The sequence below is a fragment of the Erwinia sp. AC075 genome (genome assembly GCF_979253995.1).
In genome coordinates, this window is the sequence record NZ_CEEDEU010000001.1 from 3,023,520 (window position 1) to 3,042,008 (window position 18,489).

17 protein-coding genes are annotated in these 18,489 nt (G+C 57.6%); 3 read left to right on the top strand and 14 right to left on the bottom strand.

Going from position 1 to position 18,489, the window contains the following annotated elements; translation table 11 throughout:
• Positions 1–4: 4 nt before the first annotated feature.
• Complete coding sequence (locus tag AC0IXH_RS14300) at positions 5–952, bottom strand: 2-hydroxyacid dehydrogenase (RefSeq protein WP_134823422.1); 948 nt, start codon at positions 950–952, stop codon at positions 5–7.
• Positions 953–1,213: 261 nt separating this feature from the next.
• Here AC0IXH_RS14300 and ettA point away from each other — a divergent pair, with 261 nt between their 5' ends.
• A complete protein-coding gene (ettA, locus tag AC0IXH_RS14305) occupies positions 1,214–2,881 on the top strand; it encodes an energy-dependent translational throttle protein EttA (RefSeq protein WP_013200655.1) in 1,668 nt (555 codons plus the stop codon).
• A 76-nt stretch (positions 2,882–2,957) separates the two neighbouring features.
• Here the strand turns inward: ettA and AC0IXH_RS14310 are convergent, their stop codons facing one another.
• Positions 2,958–3,854, bottom strand: coding sequence for a LysR family transcriptional regulator (locus AC0IXH_RS14310; RefSeq protein ID WP_041691892.1), 897 nt, complete (start codon positions 3,852–3,854; stop codon positions 2,958–2,960).
• A gap of 97 nt (positions 3,855–3,951) precedes the next feature.
• Between AC0IXH_RS14310 and AC0IXH_RS14315 the strand changes: the two genes are divergently transcribed.
• A complete protein-coding gene (locus AC0IXH_RS14315) occupies positions 3,952–4,953 on the top strand; it encodes a zinc-binding alcohol dehydrogenase family protein (RefSeq protein ID WP_106382153.1) in 1,002 nt (333 codons plus the stop codon).
• Positions 4,954–5,064: 111 nt separating this feature from the next.
• Here the strand turns inward: AC0IXH_RS14315 and nadR are convergent, their stop codons facing one another.
• The 3 genes from nadR to serB are packed head-to-tail and all read right to left on the bottom strand — an operon-like array spanning position 5,065 to position 8,675.
• Positions 5,065–6,291 (bottom strand): multifunctional transcriptional regulator/nicotinamide-nucleotide adenylyltransferase/ribosylnicotinamide kinase NadR, encoded by a 1,227-nt coding sequence (nadR, locus tag AC0IXH_RS14320; protein WP_013200652.1) that lies wholly within the window; start codon positions 6,289–6,291, stop codon positions 5,065–5,067.
• Between the two features lie 14 nt (positions 6,292–6,305).
• Positions 6,306–7,688, bottom strand: a complete 1,383-nt coding sequence (gene radA, locus AC0IXH_RS14325; protein WP_053145505.1) for a DNA repair protein RadA — start codon at positions 7,686–7,688, stop codon at positions 6,306–6,308.
• A 9-nt stretch (positions 7,689–7,697) separates the two neighbouring features.
• The gene (gene serB, locus AC0IXH_RS14330) at positions 7,698–8,675 is read right to left on the bottom strand and encodes a phosphoserine phosphatase (protein ID WP_013200650.1); all 978 of its coding nucleotides are present in this window, start codon (positions 8,673–8,675) and stop codon (positions 7,698–7,700) included.
• A gap of 115 nt (positions 8,676–8,790) precedes the next feature.
• Here serB and AC0IXH_RS14335 point away from each other — a divergent pair, with 115 nt between their 5' ends.
• Positions 8,791–9,456: a YtjB family periplasmic protein gene (locus tag AC0IXH_RS14335; protein WP_471720593.1), complete on the top strand. Its 666-nt coding sequence runs from the start codon at positions 8,791–8,793 to the stop codon at positions 9,454–9,456.
• Here the strand turns inward: AC0IXH_RS14335 and yjjJ are convergent, their stop codons facing one another.
• From yjjJ to osmY, 9 genes are all read right to left on the bottom strand, one after another.
• Complete coding sequence (gene yjjJ, locus AC0IXH_RS14340) at positions 9,457–10,776, bottom strand: type II toxin-antitoxin system HipA family toxin YjjJ (RefSeq protein ID WP_471720594.1); 1,320 nt, start codon at positions 10,774–10,776, stop codon at positions 9,457–9,459.
• A 191-nt stretch (positions 10,777–10,967) separates the two neighbouring features.
• Entirely contained in the window at positions 10,968–11,690 is a 723-nt protein-coding gene (gene deoD / locus AC0IXH_RS14345) for a purine-nucleoside phosphorylase (RefSeq protein WP_013200647.1), read from the bottom strand.
• 59 nt (positions 11,691–11,749) lie between these two features.
• On the bottom strand, positions 11,750–12,973 hold the full coding sequence (gene deoB, locus AC0IXH_RS14350; protein ID WP_134823419.1) for a phosphopentomutase: 1,224 nt from the start codon (positions 12,971–12,973) through the stop codon (positions 11,750–11,752).
• A 62-nt stretch (positions 12,974–13,035) separates the two neighbouring features.
• A complete protein-coding gene (gene deoA, locus AC0IXH_RS14355) occupies positions 13,036–14,358 on the bottom strand; it encodes a thymidine phosphorylase (protein WP_106382148.1) in 1,323 nt (440 codons plus the stop codon).
• Positions 14,359–14,438: 80 nt separating this feature from the next.
• Positions 14,439–15,218, bottom strand: coding sequence for a deoxyribose-phosphate aldolase (gene deoC, locus AC0IXH_RS14360; RefSeq protein WP_013200644.1), 780 nt, complete (start codon positions 15,216–15,218; stop codon positions 14,439–14,441).
• Positions 15,219–15,585: 367 nt separating this feature from the next.
• Positions 15,586–16,362 carry a TatD family hydrolase gene (locus AC0IXH_RS14365; protein ID WP_338571391.1) on the bottom strand — a complete coding sequence of 259 codons (777 nt, stop codon included), beginning with the start codon at positions 16,360–16,362 and terminating at the stop codon, positions 15,586–15,588.
• Positions 16,359–17,411, bottom strand: coding sequence for a patatin-like phospholipase family protein (locus AC0IXH_RS14370; RefSeq protein WP_013200642.1), 1,053 nt, complete (start codon positions 17,409–17,411; stop codon positions 16,359–16,361). Before AC0IXH_RS14370 ends, AC0IXH_RS14365 begins: the two co-directional genes overlap by 4 nt.
• Before the next feature lie 147 nt (positions 17,412–17,558).
• Complete coding sequence (locus tag AC0IXH_RS14375; protein WP_013200641.1) at positions 17,559–17,720, bottom strand: DUF1328 domain-containing protein; 162 nt, start codon at positions 17,718–17,720, stop codon at positions 17,559–17,561.
• Between the two features lie 135 nt (positions 17,721–17,855).
• The gene (osmY, locus tag AC0IXH_RS14380) at positions 17,856–18,470 is read right to left on the bottom strand and encodes a molecular chaperone OsmY (protein ID WP_013200640.1); all 615 of its coding nucleotides are present in this window, start codon (positions 18,468–18,470) and stop codon (positions 17,856–17,858) included.
• Positions 18,471–18,489: the final 19 nt, after the last annotated feature.

Genomic DNA, 18,489 nt, shown 5'->3' on the forward strand with positions numbered 1-18,489 from the left:
CCTCTTACGCCCAGCGATTAAGGATCTCTTCGCCATCGCGTAAGCGGCGCAGGTTTTCACATACCCCCGCCACGTTGCCGTTCAGCGAATTATCGGTGACGCCGCCGATATGCGGCGTGGCGATCACGTTGTACTGAAACAGCGCGTCATCCGGCTCGGGCGGCTCCTGCCAGAACACATCCAGCCCGGCGCCTGCCAGGTGATTCACTTCCAGCGCCGCCAGCAACGCCTGCTTTTCAATCAGTCCGCCCCGCCCCAGGTTGATCAGGAAACTGCCCGGCTTCATCTGCGCCAGCGCGGTTTCATCGATGATATGGCGGGTGTCGGCATTGTCGGGCAGGCTGAGGATCACAAAGTCGGCGTCATTCAGCAGCGCGGGCAGATGGGCCATATTGCCCAGCCAGTCCAGCTGATGCGCTTTAGCAAAGGCCTGATCGGCGGTGCGTTTCACGCCAATCAGCCGCACGCCAAAGGGTGCCAGTCGTTTCGCCAGCGCTTTACCGATGCCGCCCAGCCCCACCAGTCCGACGGTTTTCCCCATCAGCCCCATGCCCACCGGCAGGCCTAGCTGACGCGTGGCGATCATCTCAGGGATTTCGCGGGCTTTGCGCGCCAGGCCAATCATCATCCAGATCCCCAGTTCGGCGACCGAATCGGCATTGCCGGATCGGTCCGACGGCACGTTAGCTACCTGAATGCCAAGCGCTTTGGCGCTGGCCAGGTCCACCCCTTCCAGCCCGGCACCGGCCTGCTGTATCAGCTTCAGCCGGTCAGCGGTTTTGAGCAGCTCAGGCGTGACTTTTGCCATACCGGGAATTAAGGCATCGTATCCGGCCAGGCTTTCGGCGGCGTGGCCCGCAGAAGCCGTAAACTCGACGTCTGGCAAGGTGTGACGAAACTGTTGGATCATGCCGCCCCAGGCGTTCTCTTCCGCCGCGATCAGAACTCTCATCGTTATCTCCCTGCTTTGTAAGGCAAAAAAACAGCATAAAGCCATCGGCTCAAAAATCAATCAATAATCCGGCACGCGAGCGCATCCCCTGGCGCTGACGCGGGTCAGCGAATGGGGCAGCCAACGCACCGATAACCTGAAGCAGGAAGGATATTCCTCGGGTGGCGGCTGTGATTAGCAAGCAAAACCAGCTAAACTTCGTCATCTGAGTGGGCATCTGCTGCCCCAATTAACACACAGACACCAAGAGGCTCATCCTACGTGGCTCAATTCGTCTATAGCATGCATCGCGTCGGCAAAGTGGTTCCGCCGAAGCGTCACATTCTGAAAAATATCTCCCTTAGCTTCTTCCCTGGCGCCAAAATCGGCGTGCTGGGTCTGAATGGCTCCGGTAAATCCACCCTGCTGCGCATCATGGCCGGTATCGACAAGGATATCGAAGGGGAAGCGCGTCCACAGCCCGGCCTGAAAATCGGTTACCTGCCGCAGGAACCGCAGCTGAATATGGAACACACCGTGCGCGAATCCGTTGAGGAAGCGCTGGCGGAAGTGGTTGGCGCGCTGAAGCGTCTGGACGAAGTCTACGCGCTGTATGCGGAAGAAGACGCGGACTTCGACAAGCTGGCCGCCGAACAGGGCAAGCTGGAAGAGATCATCCAGGCCCACGACGGTCATAACCTGAATACCCAGCTCGAGCGTGCTGCCGACGCGCTGCGCCTGCCAGAGTGGGATGCGAAAGTCGCCACCCTGTCCGGTGGTGAACGCCGCCGCGTGGCGCTGTGCCGCCTGCTGCTGGAAAAACCGGACATGCTGCTGCTGGACGAACCGACCAACCACCTGGATGCAGAATCCGTGGCCTGGCTGGAACGCTTCCTGCATGACTTCGAAGGCACCGTTGTGGCAATTACCCACGACCGTTACTTCCTCGACAACGTGGCCGGCTGGATCCTGGAGCTGGACCGTGGCGAAGGTATTCCATGGGAAGGTAACTACTCTTCCTGGCTGGAGCAGAAAGATGCCCGTCTGGCGCAGGAAGCGTCAAGCGAAGCGGCCCGTCGCAAATCCATTGAGAAAGAGCTGGAATGGGTTCGTCAGGGCGCTAAAGGCCGTCAGTCTAAAGGCAAGGCCCGTCTGGCCCGCTTTGAAGAGCTGAACAATACCGATTACCAGAAGCGTAACGAAACCAACGAACTGTTTATCCCACCGGGCGCGCGCCTGGGCGATAAAGTGGTGGAAGTGGCCAATCTGCGGAAGTCTTACGGCGATCGCCTGCTGATTGATGACCTGTCGTTCTCGGTGCCGAAAGGCGCTATCGTCGGCATTATCGGGCCGAACGGTGCCGGTAAATCGACCCTGTTCCGCATGATGTCCGGTCAGGAAGAAGCGGATTCAGGCAGCATCGTGCTGGGTGATACCGTGAAGCTGGCCTCGGTCGATCAGTTCCGCGACAGCATGGATAACAGCAAAACCGTGTGGGAAGAAGTGTCCGGCGGGCAGGATATTATGCGTGTCGGTAACACCGAGATGCCAAGCCGTGCTTACGTGGGCCGCTTCAACTTCAAAGGGGTTGATCAGGGCAAACGCGTTGGCGAGCTGTCCGGTGGTGAGCGTGGCCGTCTGCATCTGGCGAAGCTGCTGCAGGTGGGCGGCAACATGCTGCTGCTCGATGAACCGACCAACGACCTGGACATTGAAACCCTGCGCGCGCTGGAAAACGCCCTGCTGGAGTTCCCTGGCTGTGCGATGGTGATCTCGCATGACCGTTGGTTCCTCGACCGTATTGCCACCCACATCCTCGATTATCAGGATGAAGGCAAGATCGAGTTCTTCGAAGGTAACTTTACCGAATACGAAGAGTACAAGAAGCGGACGCTGGGCGCAGAAGCGCTGGAGCCAAAACGCATCAAGTACAAGCGTATGACCAAGTAACACTCAGAGGGCGAAGCGATTCGCCCTCTGCTTTTCTTCTGCGGGACGCACTCGCGTTGTCCCCTGCTTCCCAACGTTACTGATAAAACTCCCGAAACACCGGCGACTGCAAGGCGTAATCAATAAAGCGCGCCACCGCAGGCGAATTCAGCTTACGGCTTGGATAGACCAGCCACAGCTCATTGCCTTCCACCTGCCAGTCCGGCAACACCTGCACCAGACCACCGCCCGGCAGGATCTCCTGGGTCAGAAATCGCGGCAGCAGCGTGATCCCGGCATCGCCCAGCGCGCACTCCCGCGCATACACCAGGTTATCGGTCATATGCGTTGGCGGCAGCAGCCAGCGGTAATACTCTTCCCCGCGGTTCAGCAGCCATTCGCTCCATGCCCGGTGCGCAATGCAGCGGTGTTCAGCCAGCTGCTGCGGATGCGTGATCGCCTCATATTGTTCAAGGTAGCCCTTAGAAGCCACCAGCAGCCGCTCGCAGTAACCAATTCGCCGCCCAATCAGCGAAGAGTCCTGCGGCTGTCCAGTGCGCAGCGCCACGTCATAGCCCTCCAGCACGATATCCCGCACCTCATCGGACACCGAGACTTCCAGCGTGACGTCCGGGTATTCCTGCTGAAACGCGGCGTTTAAACGCGCCAGCAGCGTGGCGCCTATCCCCGCCGGTGAGGTGATGCGCAGCCGTCCACTGGGGTTGTCCCGCAGACGTTCAATCGCCACATTGGCGCGCTCGCTGGCCTGCATCATCTCCTGGCAATGCACCAGATAGCGCTCGCCGGCAAAGGTCAGGTTCAGCTGGCGGGTGGTGCGATTTATCAGCCGCAGCCCCAGTGCCTGCTCAAGCTGACTGATGCGCTGACTGACGCTTGATTTCGGCAATCCTGCCTTTTTGGCCGCCCCGGTGAAACTGCCGCATTCGGCCACCAGGGCAAACAGGGCCATATCTTGCAGCTGTTTAAACATGATTGTTTACCTGAAACGAACACTTCGTTAGTTATTGTGCGGCTTATCATTAGCCTGCTTAGGTTCTACACTGAATAACACACCTTAAAGGAGATGCGCTATGACAATCAAAGCGATTGCTATCAATCCAGAAAAACCGCAGCAGTTTATTGAGATCCAGGTCGAGAAACCGACGCCAGGCGAATACGATCTGCTGGTCGACGTTAAAGCCGCTTCGGTAAATCCCGTGGATACCAAAGTGCATAAAGGCGCACAGAAGAACGGACTCCAGCACCCGCGCATCCTCGGTTGGGATGCCAGCGGCGTGGTGGTGGAAGTGGGCAGCAAGGTCAGCGGATTTAAGCCCGGTGACGAAGTGTATTACGCCGGCGACATCACCCGTCCGGGCAGCAACACCACCCAGCAGCTGATCGACGCACGCATCACCGGCCACAAGCCGACGTCGTTAGACTGGGCAGAATCGGCGGCAATCCCGCTGACCGCGCTGACCGCCTGGGAAGGTCTGTTCGACCGTCTGCAGCTGGATAAGGCCGAAGAAGGTAAAACGCTGCTGATTGTTGGCGGTGCCGGCGGCGTCGGCTCGCTGGCGATCCCATTTGCTAAGCTGCACAGCAAGGTAAAAGTGATTGCCACCGCGTCGCGTCCGGATTCGGTGCAATGGTGCAAGGATCGCGGTGCCGATCTGGTGATCAACTACCACGACATGCCCGGCGAGCTGGAGAAGCATGGCCTGAAGCAGGTGGATTACATCTTCTGCCTGAACGACACCGACGGCCACTGGGATGCGATGGCTAAGCTGATTGCGCCGCAGGGGCATATCTGCACCATCGTCGAGAATGAAAAGCCGTTAGAAATGAATGAGCTGAAGCTGAAAAGCGCGGCGCTGCACTTTGAGTTTATGTACACCCGCAGCATGTACACCACGCCGGATATTGCCCGTCAGGGTGAAATTCTGGACGCCACGGCGAAACTGCTGGATGCCGGAAAGGTCAGCAGCTCGCTAAGCAAGACGCTGCACGGCCTGAGCGTGGAAACGCTGTCAGAAGCGCACCGGCTGGTGCTGGAAGGCCATATGCGCGGCAAAGTGGTGATGGTTTACTGATGCGATCCCGGCCTGCTGAACAGTGGGCCGGACGCTTTTTTAATGCACTACCGACAGCCGTTCAGTTTTTCCCAGCTGAACGGCTGTCCTGCTGAACGGCTGTGTTGAGGCTTACGCCCCCAGCATTTCCTTCACCAGCTCCACGCAGCGCAGGAAGCGCTCATCGTAGCTATCCTGCTCAACGTGCACGTAGCTGATGTTGTTCTCTTCCAGCATTGAGACCAGCAGCGTCTGGAACTCTTTGCGATCCACCGAACTGCCCAGGCTGCGTAATCCGTCGGCCACCCAGGGCACGTTATTCTCGACCAGGATCACCAGGTCAAAACGATATTCATCAATCAACGCCTGCACAAACGGGTGCTCGCGGCCTTCGTATTTTTTGCAGAAGGCCTGGGTGGTGACGAAATCGGTGTCGATAAAGGCCACTTTATTAGCGTACTTCACCGCAAAGTCGATGTACTGCGCCTGACCCAGGGCGATTTTGTCGTAGTCGGAATACTGCAACGCCATCTCATCGCCGCCGAGATGGGAGAAGACGTAGTCGCGGCCAAATTCCCAGGCACTGGTGGTGTTAAAGATGTTGGCCAGCTTGTTGACCAGCGTGGATTTACCGCTGGATTCGCCGCCCAGAATCGCCACCGTACGCACAAAGAACGGCTTCACTTCGGTCGGAATATATTCCCAGTAGCGGAACGGATCGTGACGGATTTGCGCACCGCTGATGCTCATAAACGAGCGCTTGGCATCGACCACCACCGCTTCAATGCCCAGATGCTGCTGATACTGCGGGGCATCGAACTCTTCGCTGGTGTAAACCCGGTTGGGCACAATGCCGTGGTTTTCCATAAAGTCGTTAATGCCGCGGCTCCAGACATCCCAGCCGTGCGGATAGGGCTCCATTCCTTCCTCGTTGAACGAGTGGATGCGGATGTTTTTCTGGTATTTGAAGGTTTGCAGCAGCCAGCGCAGGCGATCGCTCACCGTCGGTTGTTGCGACATGGCGCTGGCTTCAAACAGCTGACGGTCACGCGGCTCGTCGTAACCCATAATGATATGCAACTCGTCGACCTGACTACAGGCGCGCTGGATCAGGTAGATATGGCCGGTATGCAGCGGATAGAATTTGCCGAACACCACGCCGATGGTTTTTTCCCGGCGCGGAAACTCCAGCCCGAGAAAACGGTGCAGCGCTTCCAGCTTCTGCGCGCTGGGGCTTTTGATTTTGGCGTTCAGCAGCTGGCTCAGATAGCCCTTGGTCATGCCACTCGCATCCGCCACCTGTTGCAGCGTACAGCCCTGCTGGCGAATGGCGGTTTTCAAATAATCAAATGGTGACATCAATGCCTCCTGCGTTATAAGTCCTCAAGGATCGCCAGCGCATCGGCCAGCTTCTTCACGCCATACACTTTCATATTTTCCGGGGGTTTCTTCGGCACGTTAGCCGCCGGCACGATAGCACGACGGAAACCGTGCTTGGCCGCTTCGGAAATGCGTTCCTGCCCGCTTGGCACCGGGCGAATTTCCCCCGCCAGCCCCACCTCGCCAAATACCACCAAATCCTGTGGCAGCGGACGATCGCGCAGGCTGGACACCATCGACAGCATCAGCGCCAGATCGGCACTGGTTTCGGTGACTTTAACGCCGCCGACCACGTTCACGAACACATCCTGATCGGCCATCTGCAGGCCACCATGACGGTGCAGCACCGCCAGCAGGATCGCCAGACGGTTCTGCTCCAGCCCGACGGCAACACGCCGTGGGTTGCCCATCATCGAATGGTCCACCAGCGCCTGAATCTCTACCAGCAGCGGACGCGTGCCTTCCCACAACACCATCACCGAGCTGCCGGAGGTGACTTCTTCTCCCCGGCTAAGGAAGATGGCGGACGGGTTGCTGACTTCGCGCAGGCCCTGTTCGGTCATAGCGAACACGCCCAGTTCGTTCACCGCACCAAAGCGGTTCTTGTGGCTGCGCAGCGTGCGGAAACGGGAGTCCGCATCGCCATCCAACAGCACCGAACAGTCGATGCAGTGCTCAAGGACTTTCGGCCCGGCCAGCGAACCATCTTTGGTGACGTGGCCGACCATGATGATCGCCACGCCACGGGTTTTGGCGAAGCGGGTCAGATAGGCGGCGGTTTCACGCACCTGAGCCACGCTGCCGGGCGAAGACTGAATATCCGCCATATGCATCACCTGAATCGAGTCGATCACCATCAGCCGGGGTTGTTCCTGCTCGGCAATCATGCAGATTTGCTCGATGCTGGTTTCCGACAGCATGTTGAGGTTTTCGGTCGGCAGACCCAGCCGGTGCGCGCGCATCGCCACCTGCTGAAGAGACTCTTCGCCGGTGACGTACAGGGTTTTCATCCCCTCGGCCAGCTTGCACAGGGTTTGCAGCAGCAGCGTACTTTTCCCGGCACCGGGACTGCCGCCAATCAGAATGGCACTGCCTGGCACCACGCCGCCACCCAGCACCCGGTCAAACTCTTTAAAGCCGGTTGAGAAGCGCGGCAACGCCTCAAGGCTGATTTCCGACAGCTTCTGCACGCGGCTTGGTCCCGCGCTGCCGGCATAACCGGTGAGGCGCTCGTTGCGCGCCACGGTCGGCGACGCTGCGAGGCGCACTTCGGTGATGGTGTTCCAGGCCTGACAGGCGCTGCATTGCCCCTGCCAGCGAGGATAATCGGCGCCGCATTCATTACAAACAAAGGCGCGCTTTACCGCTTTGGCCAAATCTACCCCTTAACGCTCTTCATGGATCAGGCTGCCGCTGAGAATACACAGCACGCCCATTAAATCCGCATGGCGGATGATCACTTCTGTCTGCTCGTTCACTTTCGGCTTGGCGTGATAGGCAATGCCCAACGCGGACGCCTTAATCATCAGCAAGTCGTTGGCGCCATCACCGATGGCCACGGTCTGCTCAGGCGCGATTTCAAAACGCCCGGCCAGCTTTAACAGCGTATCGGCTTTGTATTGGGCATCAACGATATCGCCCAGCACTTCGCCAGTCAGCTTGCCGTCGCGAATTTCCAGCACATTGGCGGCAATCGCAGACAGACGCAGCTTATCGCGCAGGTACTCAGCAAAGTAGGTGAAGCCGCCGGAGGCAATCGCCACATGCCAGCCCAGCGCCTGCAATTGCTGCACCAGCTCAGTCAGGCCCGGCATCAGCGGCAGTTCGTCACGCACTTTTTTTAAGATATTGGCATCGGCATCTTTCAGGGTCGCCACGCGCTGACGCAGGCTGGCGGCAAAATCCAGCTCGCCACGCATTGCGCGTTCCGTCACTTCCGCCACCATTTCACCGCAGCCCGCCAGTTTGGCGATCTCATCAATGCACTCGACTTCGATGGCCGTCGAGTCCATGTCCATCACCAGCAGGCCAGGGGTTTTCAGATGTGGGATTTTCCCCAGCGGCGCAACGTCCAGACCGGCATCGTGGGCCAGCTGCGTGGCGCGCGCGGTCAGCGATCCGGCCAGACGGACAACGTGGTAATCCGCCACGCGCCAGGCACTGACAATCACCATCGCCGCACCCAGCTGATGCTGAAGATGCGTCAGGCTGTCTTTATTCAGATCGCGACCATACAGAAGCCAGCCGGTACGGCCAGCGCGGTAGTCCAGCGGCATCACTTCATCGCCACTGAGAGAAAGAGGTAAACCCGGCCAGAGAGAGACATCAGATGGCAGGTCGCACCAGGTCAGACTATTTGGCATTACAGCTCCTGAAAGGACATTTTAACCACGCAAGAGGCTACCCTGTCAGCCCCGCTTCTGGCAACATAAAGCTCGAGACGAACGCTGGTTCGTGCATAAAGTGTGAAGGGTACAGATGGCAAAGGCCAAACTTAAATTTCGTCTGCATCGCACGGCAATCGTGCTGATCTGCCTGACCTTACTGGTGGTGCTGATGCAGGGTGCGTCGTGGTTCAGTCTGAGCCACCAGATAGCACGTTCCGAGCAGGTGGATGAACTGGCCCGCACGCTGACGCGCCAGGTGGCGTTCAGCCTGACGCCGCTGATGGAAAACAGCGACGATAACCACCAGCAGATTGTCGATATCCTCGCCCAGCTCACTAAAGAGAGCCGCATCCTTGATGCCTCTGTCTACGACGACGACGGCACCTTACTGGCCCACAGCGGCGAAACCATTAACGTGCGCGACCGTCTGGCGCTGGACGGGCAGCGAGCCGGGAGCTACTTCAACCATCAGCTGGTGCAGTCGCTGGACAGCGCTGAAGGCCCGCGCGGCTTCCTGCGCATCACCCTGGATACGCACGTGCTGGTGACGGAATCCAAGCAGGTGGATAACACCACCAATATTCTGCGCCTGATGATGCTGCTGGCACTGGCTATCGGGATTATCCTCAGCCGGACCCTGCTGCGCGACCGCCGCACCCGCTGGCAACAATCGCCTTTCCTGCTGACCGCCAATAACCCGGTGAAGGAAGACGACGACGAGACCCGCGACGCGCCGGCCCAGGCTGATAAGCCGTAATCAGGCCATGCGGGCGATGTGGGGCTCAAGCGATTTGAGCCCTTTTTGCATCTCCTGCGCAATGCGCCGAAAATCCTCACTCCAGGCATCATCACTACTCATCTGTAGCCAGTAACGATCGGCCATGGCCAGTGCTTTTTGCCAGACCGTTCGCCCCACGCTGCTATCCAGTTCAATCACCGGCGCGTCTGTACGCATATAGCCCGCGCTGTTGGGGGCGAAGCTCATCGGCAACATGTCGTAGGCCGGCGTCAGCGTCAGCGTCGGCGAGGTGAGGAAAAAGGCCAGGTTGCCAGCATGCATATCACCATTCGCGATCAGCTTGCCAAATGCCCATTGCAGGGTGCCGCGTTCGGCATCCGGCATCACAATCATTTTTTGGCTGACCAGCGCGCTGAGTGCCTGCGGCCAGCGGGACTGTTGGCCAGTAAATTCGGCCTGCACAGACTCCAGCGACACCATGCTGCGTCGGCCTCTTTCGCCCAACCGATCGAACCTGACCACTTCAAGAAACAGCTGCTCTTCCGGGCCTGAGAGGATGGTGGCCTCGGCCGCCGACACGCCCTCTTCCCTCAGAACCTGCAAGGCCAACGCCTCGGCCCGCAGTAAATCACACCAACGCTGGCTGTTTTCGTTTCGCCGTGCGGGCGTGAACTTCACCAGCACATGCGCATTCTCGCCATCCGCCAGCTGGGTGTAACAGGCAAATTTTGGCTGTTCGCCGCCCGCCGAAGAACCGACTTCTTCTCCCGCCAGCACTCTCTGCGCCAGCTCAGGATACAGAGCCGACGTCACCGGCGTTGGCGCGGGTTGCTGAAGCCACTGATGGTAACTTTCACGGCCAATCAGCCAGCTACCCGAGATATCGCTGCCTCTGGCAGTCAATGCCAGCAGGCTGTGATCGTCATTCCACTGGCGGATATCTTCCGGCAACCCTAATTTTTGCGCGCACTCGCGCCCCCATGCCCTGCCGAGAAAACCCTGCGGGCGCATATCACTGAGATACCAGGGTAATCCCGCAAAATGCTGCCAGTTACCCTGGGCATCTTCCACCACGCAGCTGCCGGCCGGCCAGACGCTGAACAGCTGCCCGGCATGATGAGAATGCCCCTGTTCATCAATCTGCCAGAGCGGGAAGTGACTCTCCTCACGCAAGGGACGCAGCAATGCATAGCGGGTCGCGCGTGCGCGACCATATTTCATCACCTGCGGATGGGCAGCAATCAGACGCGAGAGCGTGGCCTGGCTAATTGCCAGACGGGCAGTCAATGTTGTCGCATCCAGCGGCCCTTGCAAAAGAAGCGTGGTTAAATCAGACATGGTGAATAGATTCGTGAATAGATACTTGAATAGATCATTAGCACTTAATCGGCTGAAAAGACATAAAAATGATAAAAAATGGTGGGGAAAGATGAATAGATACTTTAGTGATTTCTACTGAAGACTTTACGGAGGGGACGTTCATTAATATCACTGCTGGCCGGATTGCCCGGCCAGCAGAAGGCGTTAGATTACGCTTCTTTATCGCCCAGCAGCACAGATTCCAGCGCGATTTCAATCATCTCGCTGAACGTGGTCTGGCGCTCAGCCGCCGTGGTTTGCTCACCGCTGCGGATGTGGTCGGAAACGGTACAGATGGCCAGCGCTTTCGCACCGAACTCTGCAGCCACGCCGTAAATACCGGCGGCTTCCATTTCCACGCCCAGGATGCCGTACTTCTCCATCACGTCGAACATCTGCGGATCTGGCGTATAGAACAGGTCAGCAGAGAAGATGTTGCCAACGCGGGCAGACACGCCCAGCGCTTTGGCCGCATCGACGGCGTTACGCACCATCTCGAAATCGGCAATCGCGGCGAAATCGTGATCTTTGAAACGCATGCGGTTCACTTTGGAATCGGTAGATGCACCCATGCCGATCACCACGTCACGCAGCTTCACGTCTGAACGCACCGCGCCGCATGAACCGACACGAATGATCTTCTTCACGCCGAAATCGGTGATCAGCTCTTTCGCATAGATTGAGCAGGAAGGAATGCCCATGCCGTGGCCCATCACCGAAATTTTACGGCCTTTATAGGTGCCGGTGTAACCCAGCATGCCACGCACGTTATTCACTTCTACCGCGTCCTGCAGGAAGGTTTCTGCGATATGTTTTGCGCGCAGCGGATCGCCCGGCATCAGCACCACGTCAGCGAAATCACCCATTTCTGCATTAATATGAGGGGTAGCCATTTTTCATCCTTTTTTCAGTCTGGCCAGCGGCTTAGCGCTGGTCGTTTAGGTTGCGCAGATTACAGCATGGATTTGCCGTATTCCATATCGGAAAGGCCAAAATAGTTCGCGACGGTCTGGCCGATGTCGGCGAAGGTCTCGCGATAGCCTAACGATCCCGGCTTCACGCCTGGGCCGTAAATCAGCACCGGGATGTGCTCGCGGGTATGCTCGGTGCCTTCCCAGCTTGGGTCACAGCCGTGGTCGGCGGTGAGGATCAGAATATCGCCCTCTTTCACCTGCGCCATCAACTCCGGCAGACGGCGGTCGAACAGCTCAAGGCCACCGGCATAACCCGGGATATCGCGACGATGCCCCCAGGTGGAGTCAAAGTCGACAAAGTTGGTGAAGACGATGCTGTTGTCCGGCGCGATTTTCATCTCGGCAACGGTGGCGTCAAACAGCGCATCCAGCCCGGTGGCCTTCACTTTTTTGGTGATGCCAACGTGGGCGTAGATATCGGCAATTTTACCGACCGAAATCACCTGGCCATTCTGCTCATCCACCAGCTTTTTCAGGATGGTCGGCGCCGGTGGTTCTACCGCCAGGTCGTGACGGTTGCCGGTGCGCTCGAAGTTGCCTGGCTTATCGCCAACAAACGGACGGGCGATCACCCGGCCAATGTTGTAGCCGCCTTCGGTTAAGGCCTCACGGGCGATTTCACACAGCGCATACAGACGTTCCAGCCCGAAGGTCTCTTCGTGGCAGGCAATCTGGAACACCGAGTCAGCGGAAGTGTAGAAAATCGGCTTGCCGGTTTTCATATGCTCTTCGCCAAGCTGATCGAGGATCACCGTGCCTGACGAGTGGCAGTTGCCGAGGTAGCCCGGCAGGTCGGCCTTCTCAACCAGCAGATCCAGCAATTCCTGCGGGAAGCTGTTCTCTTTGTCGCTGAAATATCCCCAGTCGAACAGCACCGGCACACCGGCGATTTCCCAGTGGCCTGACGGCGTGTCTTTGCCGGAAGAGAGTTCGCTGGCATAGGCATAAGCGCCGGTAATTTCGGCGTCTTTATCCAGCCCTAACGGGAATTTTCCGGTCGACTCTTCCGCCGCTTTGCCCAGGCCTAAGGCGGTGAGATTTGGCAGGTGCAGCGGGCCTTTACGTCCAACATCCGCTTCGCCCTTGAAGCACGCCTCGGCAATGTGTCCGAGGGTATCAGAGCCTTCATCACCAAATTTATGGGCATCTTTGCTGGAGCCGATCCCGAAGGAGTCGAGCACCATGATAAATACACGTTTCATCCTGATCTCCTGCGTCTGTGACGCGCTGAGCGTAAATTTTATCGATCCGAACAGTATGACGCTTATCCGCTAATTCTGCGATAGATAACTGGGGTCTGGGCCGGCGCATTTTCGCTTAAGGTCACCGCGCGCTTCATCGCGTCAGCGGCTTCCTGCCAGGCGGTTTCCGTAGCGGCGTGGATCACCGCCAGCGGACGCTGGTTGTCTGCACGGTCACCCAGTTGCGCCATCTCACTGAATCCGACGCTGTAATCGAGCGGATCGCTGGCCTGACGACGACCGCCGCCCATCGACACCACCGCCATGCCGAGCGCACGGGTATCCATCGCGCTGACGATGCCCGGTTTGTCGGCATACACCGCCTTGCTGAGCATCGGCGCCGGTAAATATTTATCCATCTGCTCGATAAAGTCTGTCGGGCCTTTTTGCGCCGCGACCATGCGCGCAAAGATTTCTGCTGCCTTGCCGTTATCCAGCACCGCCTGCAGTTTGCCGGTGGCTTCGTCGGTATTGGCCGCAAGCCCACCGGACACCAGCATTTCCGCACTCAAAGCCAGCGTCACTTCCAGCAGGCGTGGATTGCGGTATTCGCCGGTCAGGAAGCGCACGGCTTCACGCACTTCCAGCGCATTACCGGCACTGGACGCCAGCACCTGATTCATATCGGTTAACAGTGCGGTGGTTTTACAGCCCGCGCCGTTCGCCACGCCAACAATCGACTGGGCCAGCAGCTCGGACTGTTCGAAGGTCGGCATAAAGGCCCCGGAGCCGACTTTAACGTCCATCACCAGCGCATCCAGACCTTCCGCCAGTTTTTTGGCGAGGATCGAGGCAGTGATCAGCGGAATCGAATCGACGGTCGCGGTGATGTCGCGGGTGGCGTAGAAACGTTTATCCGCAGGCGCCAGCGAGTTGGTCTGGCCGATAATCGCCACGCCGACGTCTTTGATGATACGACGGAACGTCTCGTCATCAGGGAAGATATCAAAGCCCGGAATGGCTTCCAGCTTGTCCAGCGTCCCGCCCGTGTGGCCGAGGCCACGGCCAGAAATCATCGGCACATAGCCACCGCATGCCGCTACCATCGGGCCGAGCATCAGCGAGGTCACATCGCCCACGCCGCCGGTTGAGTGCTTGTCCACGATCGGGCCGTTAAGATTCAGCGCCTTCCAGTTGAGTACCGAGCCGGAGTCGCGCATCGCCATGGTCAGCGCGACCCGCTCCTGCAGCGTCATATCGTGGAAATAAATGGTCATCGCCAGCGCGGCGATTTGCCCTTCAGACACGGTGTTATCACGCACGCCATTGATAAAGAAGCGGATCTCTTCTTCCGTCAGCGGCTGGCCATCTCTTTTTTTACGGATAATTTCTTGTGGCAGGAACACGTTGCCCCCTGGTGGTTGCGGTAATGAGGGCGAAATGATTTTCGCCCTTGCGGCTGAGGTTGGCGGGGTCGCCAGTCAGACTAGTAAGCGGAGTCGCTCTTGGCTCCAGCATGACCCGCCGTTTCCAGCAGGCTGGCTAACAGGCTGGACGCACCAAAACGGAAGTGACGGGCATCGGCCCAGTCGCTGCCGAGAATGTCATCGGCCAGCTTCAGGTAAATTGCCGCATCGTCCGCGGTACGCACGCCGCCAGCCGGCTTGAAGCCCACCTGGTGCTTAACGCCTTTGTCAGCAATCACTTGCAGCATGATTTTTGCCACTTCCGGGGTGGCATTGACCGGCACTTTACCGGTGGAGGTTTTGATAAAGTCAGCGCCCGCTTCGATGGCAATTTCAGAGGCTTTACGGATCAGTGCCGCATCCTTCAGCTCGCCGGTTTCGATAATCACCTTCAGCAGCACGTCGGCTTCGGCGCAGGCTTCTTTACAGGCGCTCACGATCTCGTAGCCAATCTCTTCGTTACCGGCCATCAGCGCGCGGTAAGGGAACACCACGTCGACTTCGTCAGCCCCGTAGGCGATCGCCGCGTGGGTTTCTGCCAGGGCAATTTCTTTGTCGTCGTTGCCGTGCGGGAAGTTGGTGACGGTGGCAATGCGGATATCCGGCGTGCCCTGCTCGCGCAGCGTTTTACGGGCAATCGGGATAAAGCGCGGATAGATGCAGATCGCCGCGGTATTGCCCGCCGGGGATTTTGCCTGATGGCACAGCGCGATCACTTTCGCATCGGTGTCGTCATCATTCAGCGTGGTCAGATCCATCAGTTTCAGGGCACGTACGGCCGCTGCGGTTACGTCAGTCATTCTGTTCTCCAGACAAGGTTTAAGGCGGCTTCCCGGATGCCGGGCAAGAATTCCTTCCGCCTGAGCCCGCGAAGGGCTGTGATGTTAAAATAATAACGGAAAAGGCTGAGCCACTTCCGTGATGAAATTCACGAACAGGGAATTACTGTTGCAAGCATTGTACATGCAATGTGATTAATATCACATAAATAGCCTATTAACCTGCCCGATACGGCCATTGTTGCGCAACAGAGCCTGATTTTAGCTGACATCATCAGAAAATGTTATAATTATAACATTCATCGTTCAGTGTAGCAGATGCAGATGACAGTAGACCCGGCAGGCCAAAGGCGCACCGTCTCGCAGGGGACTTTAAGAGTTTAGCCAGTCAGAGCTGAAAAAGAGTGCGGGTGTTCTCAAGAAGGGTTTCGGCTATTTCCTGCGGGGATTCTTCCCGCAGTTCGCACAGGCTTTGCCAGACGTTCTTTACCCGCTCGGGGCGATTGGCCTGACCCTGAAAGCCCTGCAGCGGCATATCCGGCGCGTCGGTTTCCAGCAGCAGCGAGGTCAGCGGCAGCCGTGCGATGGTATTGCGGGTTTTGCTGGCGCGTTCATAGGTAATGGTGCCGCCCACACCGATGGCATAGCCGGCGCGGATAAAGGCCAGCGCCTGCTGTTCGCTGCCGGCGAAGCCGTGCACCACGCCACGGCGAGGAAGATCGAGGCGTCGCAGATGCAGGGCTAACTTATCGTGGGTGCGGCGGGAGTGCAGGATCACCGGCAGATCGTACTGCTTTGCCAGCCGGATTTGCGCATCCAGCACCCGCTCCTGCTTATCAAACTGGGGATTGTCGATAAACAGATCGAGGCCGATCTCGCCGATCGCCACCAGCTTTTTCGGCCGCTGTTTCAGCACCGCTTCCAGCTGGTCCAGATGTGAATCATCATGCTGCGCGATAGCCATCGGATGGGTACCCAACGCGGCATATAGCGGTGGCCATTGCTCTGCCAGCGCCATTACGCCTGCGAAGCGGTCAGCCGACACGCCGACCACAATGATTTTCTCCACCCCTGCCGCTGCCGCCAGACGCAGGCTCTCTTCTTCGTTGCCAGAAAACGGCGCAAAATCGAAGTGACAATGGGTATCGATAAACGTGGGTGTCATGCCAGCGAACCCTTATCGTAATCGGCATCGTTGCCCGCCAGTGGATCGAGAATCACGCCATCCCGCACCGGTTCGTTGGCCACCGGCGCAGGTGGCACCACCGGTTTGGTACTCAGCAGCGTCTCATTCTCCTGCAACCATTGCCCCACGGTGGCGAGGAAATAGCGGCCGCAACGGCGTCCCAGATGATAATCCTGATTCAGCGAGGCCACGCGACTGCCCAGCGCCATGCTGGCGAGCGCATGCGGCGGGAAGATCTCAATAATCCGCAGATTACCCGGCGGATTGTCAATAAAGTCCTGCGTCTCGCGGTAGCTGTCTTCATGCAGATGCATGATATTGACCAACGGCTGCAGCGCACTGTCGCTCAGCCAGCGCTCAATGCGCTTCAGCCACTGTGGCGTATAGGTCATCTGCGAAGGAACGGTGCGGATCACCACGATAGTATCGGCCCCGCGACGCGCTGCTTCACGCACCGGAATGGCATCGCTGATCCCACCATCGAGATAGCTGATGCCGTCCATATCCACGCCGGGACGATACAGACCCGGAATGGCGCTGGAAGCCTTAATGATGTTCATCCAGTTGGCGGCGGTCGGGGCAAAATAGCCCGGCGAATAATCGTCGCTGCGGCAGGCGCACATATAGAATTCGCGGCCTGCGGAGAACATCTTCTCACCGGCTTCTATCGCCAGCGGGAATTCCTGAGAGGTGACATCCACCAGCCAGTCGAGATCGATCAGGTGCCCGCCACGCACAAAGCGCAACGGATCGAAAAACAGTTTACTGGTGGTGTAACGGGTGATCACTCTGCGGGCATAGCCCGGCTGTCCGCAGACATAGGCAGAGAGATTCTGCGCCCCGGCAGAGGTGCCCAGCATCAAATCAAAGGGGTTGAATTTTGCCCGCTGGAATTCATCCAGCACGCCGGCAGTAAAGATCCCGCGCTGCCCGCCGCCTTCGCAGACCAGGGCCAGTTTGCCCGGACGAAAAGGGGTTAACGCCAGCGGCTCAATATTGCCGAGGGTTATAGGGATGCGCTTGCCCAATGGTGAGATCCTCTGAGGGAGTTGAAGACCGGAGGATACCCTGGATGGACGGTAACTGTTTGCCGTTTTTTGCGGCAGAATGTGTAAAGCCAGAAATGCTAAAGGCCAGTCAGTGACTGGCCTTCATTGAAACATCTGTTATTGGATCTATAACTTCTTGCGGCCGGTGAACAGGCTGATCAGGAAGATAATGATACCGACAACGAAGACGATTTTAGCTGCCCAAGCGGCTGTACCAGCCAGACCACCAAAACCTAACGCTGCTGCGATAAGCGCAATAATCAGAAAAATAATGCCCCAACGAAACATAAGCTTCTCCTTACCCTATATGTAGAAAATCAAACTGCCTGATTTATTTACTCTGCCGAAACCGGCGAAAGTGGATTATTTTCTTCAAACATTTCAGTTGCGGACCGTCCTGTTATCAGCCGGTCCGCGACTGCTTTATGACTTCACAGTCAGATCGTTTTTAACGCTTTTCACACCATCAATCGCTTTAGCGATGCTTTCGGCACGTTCAGACTGCGCCTGGCTTTTCACCGTACCGGAAAGCTGGACAACACCGTTGGTGGTTTCAACTTTCACGTTACGTGATGGCACGATGTCGTCAGCTAACAGTTTAGCTTTAATTTCGCTGGTCGTTGCCGTATCACCGGCATAACCGCTGACGCTGGCTTTAGTGCTGTCTTTTACGTGTAGTTTGTCGCTAACAGATTTAACGCCTTCGACTTTTTTGGCCGCCGCAACAGCCAGTTCGGCCTGATCCTGCGACGGTACAAAACCACTAAGCGTCACGACGCCTGAATGGGTCTTAACAGAGATGTCTGTGCTTTTGATTGCGTCGTTGTCTACCAGAGCGGCTTTCACCTTGGCAGTCACGCCGCTGTCATCCATGTACCCACCGACTGATTTCATTGAACTATCGATTTTGGAACCCGCGTTGTCAGCAGCATTCTGCGTTTTGTTCATCATGGTGTCTTCTGCCATTGCAGAACCACTTACCAGTGCAGAACCTACCAGTACAGCCATCAGAGTTTTAGTAATCTTAGTCGTGTTCATCGATTATTCCTTCTTCATG